Source organism: Microcystis sp. LE19-84.1B (assembly GCF_027531875.1).
Classification (GTDB): domain Bacteria; phylum Cyanobacteriota; class Cyanobacteriia; order Cyanobacteriales; family Microcystaceae; genus Microcystis; species Microcystis panniformis.
The window spans coordinates 1-4,198 of sequence record NZ_JAPZSR010000059.1 but is presented as its reverse complement, the minus strand read 5'-3'; the positions used below and the strand labels follow the sequence as shown (position 1 = coordinate 4,198).

8 protein-coding genes and 1 pseudogene are annotated in these 4,198 nt (G+C 42.2%); 1 reads left to right on the top strand and 8 read right to left on the bottom strand.

Annotated features, from left to right (window positions below; all coding sequences use genetic code 11):
• The 3 genes from O9324_RS03305 to O9324_RS03295 form a co-directional block, all read right to left on the bottom strand.
• Positions 1 to 92 (bottom strand): MerR family transcriptional regulator (locus tag O9324_RS03305; protein ID WP_288139462.1); only part of this gene is annotated, 92 nt, incomplete at its 3' end.
• A 168-nt stretch (positions 93 to 260) separates the two neighbouring features.
• Positions 261 to 599 carry a type II toxin-antitoxin system PemK/MazF family toxin gene (locus O9324_RS03300; protein WP_002772504.1) on the bottom strand — a complete coding sequence of 113 codons (339 nt, stop codon included), beginning with the start codon at positions 597 to 599 and terminating at the stop codon, positions 261 to 263.
• Positions 596 to 847, bottom strand: coding sequence for an AbrB/MazE/SpoVT family DNA-binding domain-containing protein (locus O9324_RS03295; protein WP_287629155.1), 252 nt, complete (start codon positions 845 to 847; stop codon positions 596 to 598). The genes O9324_RS03300 and O9324_RS03295 overlap by 4 nt, the downstream gene beginning before the upstream one ends.
• Before the next feature lie 698 nt (positions 848 to 1,545).
• Here O9324_RS03295 and O9324_RS03290 point away from each other — a divergent pair.
• Entirely contained in the window at positions 1,546 to 2,373 is an 828-nt protein-coding gene (locus O9324_RS03290; protein ID WP_287629147.1) for a hypothetical protein, read from the top strand.
• A 184-nt stretch (positions 2,374 to 2,557) separates the two neighbouring features.
• Here O9324_RS03290 and O9324_RS03285 read toward each other — a convergent pair whose 3' ends face one another.
• The 5 genes and pseudogenes from O9324_RS03285 to O9324_RS03270 all read right to left on the bottom strand — a co-directional run.
• Positions 2,558 to 2,914 (bottom strand): type II toxin-antitoxin system PemK/MazF family toxin, encoded by a 357-nt coding sequence (locus O9324_RS03285; RefSeq protein WP_287629146.1) that lies wholly within the window; start codon positions 2,912 to 2,914, stop codon positions 2,558 to 2,560.
• 2 nt (positions 2,915 to 2,916) lie between these two features.
• Positions 2,917 to 3,105: pseudogene (locus O9324_RS27130) on the bottom strand (hypothetical protein).
• A 47-nt stretch (positions 3,106 to 3,152) separates the two neighbouring features.
• Entirely contained in the window at positions 3,153 to 3,512 is a 360-nt protein-coding gene (locus O9324_RS03280) for a DUF5615 family PIN-like protein (RefSeq protein ID WP_287629145.1), read from the bottom strand.
• Positions 3,490 to 3,837, bottom strand: coding sequence for a DUF433 domain-containing protein (locus O9324_RS03275; RefSeq protein ID WP_045358164.1), 348 nt, complete (start codon positions 3,835 to 3,837; stop codon positions 3,490 to 3,492). Before O9324_RS03275 ends, O9324_RS03280 begins: the two co-directional genes overlap by 23 nt.
• Before the next feature lie 135 nt (positions 3,838 to 3,972).
• Positions 3,973 to 4,198, bottom strand: a 226-nt coding sequence (locus O9324_RS03270; protein ID WP_272079371.1) for a hypothetical protein, incomplete at its 5' end; no start/stop codon positions are given.

Genomic DNA, 4,198 nt, shown 5'->3' with positions numbered 1-4,198 from the left:
GGAATTAGTTTACCTTCAGACTCCCAACGCCTTAACGTCGATACGCTTACACCTTTCAATTTAGCGGCTTCCGATATGGTTAACTTACTCATAGAACGATTATAGCACAAGTCATGAGTAATTTTGGATAATATTAGTTAGTTTTTTGGCTTCTGTATTTAACCCTCAAAGGTGAACCCCTATCGGGAGCGGGTTGGGGATTGGGCATCGGTAATCTCCATTTCGGGGTGTCTGTCGGTTTTCTATCGAAAAAATAGTCGTCACCCGATAATCACGCTTAAGGTTGCGACCACGCGGTTGACAAACTCGAATGGTAGAACCTCTCCGGTTGTTTTCCACCAGCGAGTATTAAGATCAACCGTTCTCACCTGCTCGGCTATTACCGAGCCGCGAACCGCAAAACCGTCGGGAATAGGGATCATTGTTTTGATCCCCGGCTTGATCGTGCTTGTTATGGGACTCACCACGACGATTCCTTTCCGGTCAGCATTAAATTTCCCGTGACTCAGCACCAGACAGGGACGCGCATCTCCTGATTGCTCTCTCCCACTTGTCGGGTTCAAATTGATTCTGATTACCTCTCCCCGTCGAATATTCATATCATCTCCTTACCACTTGGCCCGCTTTCAACGAAATCGAGTATATCTTCTGGATACTGAAAGTCTTCCGGAATGCTGGCCAATAGCTGATCGAGCGTCGGATTGCATGGCTTCTTGGTAATCACAAGAGCGTCCTTTGATTCTGTGAGTTCAACAACTGAATTCTCATTGAGTCCGAAGCTTTCAGCGATTTTGTGGGGAATTCGGAATCCAAGACTATTTCCCCATTTTTTTAGTTCGATATCCATGACGACAATCCCCGTTATGTTATTATACATTGTATAATAACATAACATAGCGCACCTAACATAAATCGGCCTATTCCTAGTTAAGCTAAGTTGAGGATAAGCCGAAACCCTAATTTTACCGCAGCTGGTTAGCTCTATTCTTCGTGGAAGTCATGACCAAATCTTCTTAGTCCGAACTAAAGTCAGCTAATGCGACTAACCCCCAATTTCAAAATCAAATTCAGGTTCGGGAGGAGATTCAATTTCTAAATCTTTAGCATTAATGTACTAGATGAATCGGGGAATCTTCTTAGTGACTTAATTTTAAACGAAAATTAACTTGGGCTGATGCCTCTTCTCTATTTTTTAACGCAGCACAGAGTATGTGGCAGAAATGGTATCAAAAGCCTAGTGTTCATCCTGTCGCTAAGATGATTGAAGAGCGTAAATGGCTTGCATTTAAATTACAGTCTGATATATAGCCCTTTTCACGTTACTGAGGTATCGACAAGTTATGCCAACAAAGAGTTTAAGCTCCTTGCCCATAACTCATTCTTATGAAAACTGCTATAAATTTCCACGTTCCTCTATTTTATTACTAAAAGTAGAAACGATTGAAATCGTCAATTTCCACTTATTTTGGGACTGACATCACCCTTAGACTCCGAATATTCTGAAATTAGCAAGTAAACACGGCTTCCCAATTTCAGGAAAAAATTATGAATCTACGTTCTGTCAAGACTATCGTATTAAGTGGTATAGCCCTGTTGGTGGCAACTTTGCCCAGCCTCGCTCAAATTCCAATAGAGCCGATCCGTCTGACTACTGCTACTCGCTTCAATTGTGGTCCCCACCTAGAAACATATATAGTTCGTTCGCTAGATAACCGACGGGGAACTGGGATTCGTTGTGTCAAATTCAGTAAAGGACAGCAAGGCTCAAGCATTCCCCGTCTGTCCTGGTACGGGGAAGGAACCTGGGAAGGGGCTACCTACCGCCATCTGGGACAGGCGATTGACCGAGGCAGAATGTTAGTCGGGTTTGCGTCCGACATTCACGGTAACGGGGAGGATGCTAACTTCAACTATCCGGGTAATCTCGAGATCCGAACGGTCAGACCAGGAGTGATTCGAGTGACTGGGGCTTGGAATGAGGAGTGGCGTTCGGTTTCTTCTGTTAACTACAACCCCTTACCCCGTCCCAAAACCTGCGGTAAACAGAATGGTGGTCATTTCAATCAATATCAGGTAACTGATTTGACGGGAAACCGCAGAGGCAAAGGTCTGCGCTGTATGCTGAAAGAAGGTCCGGCCAACACAACCTGGTTCGGTAATGGGGATTGGGATGGCAACACCTATTCCCACCTGGGGACTATCGGAAAGAATGGCTACGGGGCCGGAGATATCTGTCCACCTGAGCGAGTCCATGCCACTATTTTCGGAACAATCTGCAATAATTTCGACTACGGTTCCCTTACTTTCACCCCTACGCGCAGTGGTTTCAATGTTAACGGTGCTTGGAGTGAGAAGTGGTTATTGGTCAGGTGATTTGGCCGTGAATTTCAATTAAAAAAGATCCGGGTGAGCTAATGTTCGCCCCGACCTTTTTTGTCGTAATTATTTGATTAGAACTTAACCATTGATAGCAGGAGCAATCAGAGCCACAGGAGCCTGTTCACTACTAGCTAAGTCTAAGAGAAAATGGATTATTTAAATCCTTTTATAACCCCTATTATTCGAGTTCTTGAGGTTCAATAACCAACTTAATTCCCTGAATAATTAATTTGATTTTTTCCCAAGAAAGTCTTCCGATAGACTCCGTTAAAAGACGTTTATCAACCGTAAAAACCTGTGAAACATTAACAACACTGGATTCAGGTAAATTCCCTTCACCCTCATTCAATAAAACATTACCAATAGCTTTTGCTCGTCTCAAATTGGTTGTTAATGGACACACAATAACCGTCCCAATTTGTGACTGATTCAGAGCATCATTTCGCACCACAACACAAGGACGAAGATAAGCAGGTTCAGAACCTTGTGGTTCTCCTAAATCAATCCAATAAATCTCACCTTGAAAAATCGTCATATTTACTCAGATAATTGGCGTTGATGATGGCGTATTCCCTCTAACATCAAAGTTTCTGATTCATCCGATCCATCACTATAAGCTTCATTCCAACTATCCATTAATACCTGTTTAGTTATTTTTTGATTATTCAATCCTAATTATTGATGTAACTTCTCCAATAACCATTGTTTATCTTCATTTCCCCTGATTCAACGCCTAAGACAACTAAAAATAAAACAGAAACAGCAAGTAGTATTTATAAAGGAATATGAGTAATCCGGTCTTGATAATCTTGGGCATCGCCTAATAAAGCAATGAGAATTAAATTCTCAATAATCTCTTTAATTGTTGCTTTAGGACGCAAGACAAAAATCCCTGGACTATGACGACTTTGTGCCAGATGATCAGCTAAATGAACAGGCATAGAAGTCCGATTATTTGTGACTAAAATAAAGTGATTTGCTTCGCACCAAATTAAAATTTCTGGGTCTAAGGTGCTTTTCGACGGAACACCAGGTTCGCCAATCATCCAAACCGTTAAATCAGAGTGACGGCGCAATAATTGCTCCCGATACAGCTGCGGTAAATTTTCATCAATTAGATACTGAATACTCATTGATATTTTCTGCTGCTATTTCTGCCTTGAATTTCCGCATTTTCTCCACAAAAGCGGGAGGGTTTAAATCCTGTTCTTGTTCTCCTTTTTGACAATGTTCTAGCCATTCTGCCAGATATTGACTAACTCGGTCTTTTTCGTGCAGGTAATAGAGAATAGTGGCATGGATTTGTTCTAGGGTAAGGGTAGGATAAATTTGCCCGATTTCTTCAGGGGTACGGGCGCGGTAAATGTATTCATATAAGATAGTTTCAATGCCAATGCGGGAGTTTTTTAAGCGAATGTCATTGGGAGTCAAAAAATTAAAGTAGTCTTCGAGTTGCATCGGTTAATACTCCTATTGATAAATTCGTACTTTTTTGTATCATCAATCAAGCCAATAAATCTCTCCTTGAATATTATGATTCTAACAACAAAAAAGCACCCCCTTGCGGGAGTGCCTTTTCGTTCAGACTAGGAATTAACCATTGATAGCGGGAGCAATCAGAGCTACAGGAGCCTGTTCACCACTAGCTAAGTCTAAGGGGAAGTTGTGAGCGTTGCGCTCGTGCATTACTTCCATACCGATACCAGCGCGGTTTAACACATCGGCCCAAGTACCGATTACACGACCTTGAGAATCGAGAATCGACTGGTTGAAGTTGAAACCATTGAGGTTAAACGCCATGGTGCTAACACCCATTGCC

Bases quoted from the DNA above. Each gene is read 5' to 3' on its own strand.
- O9324_RS03290 (WP_287629147.1), top strand. From the start codon at position 1,546: ATGAATCTACGTTCTGTCAAGACTATCGTATTAAGTGGTATAGCCCTG.
- O9324_RS03280 (WP_287629145.1), bottom strand. From the start codon at position 3,512: ATGAGTATTCAGTATCTAATTGATGAAAATTTACCGCAGCTGTATCGG.
- O9324_RS03285 (WP_287629146.1), bottom strand. From the start codon at position 2,914: ATGACGATTTTTCAAGGTGAGATTTATTGGATTGATTTAGGAGAACCA.
- O9324_RS03295 (WP_287629155.1), bottom strand. From the start codon at position 847: ATGGATATCGAACTAAAAAAATGGGGAAATAGTCTTGGATTCCGAATT.
- O9324_RS03300 (WP_002772504.1), bottom strand. From the start codon at position 599: ATGAATATTCGACGGGGAGAGGTAATCAGAATCAATTTGAACCCGACA.
- O9324_RS03275 (WP_045358164.1), bottom strand. From the start codon at position 3,837: ATGCAACTCGAAGACTACTTTAATTTTTTGACTCCCAATGACATTCGC.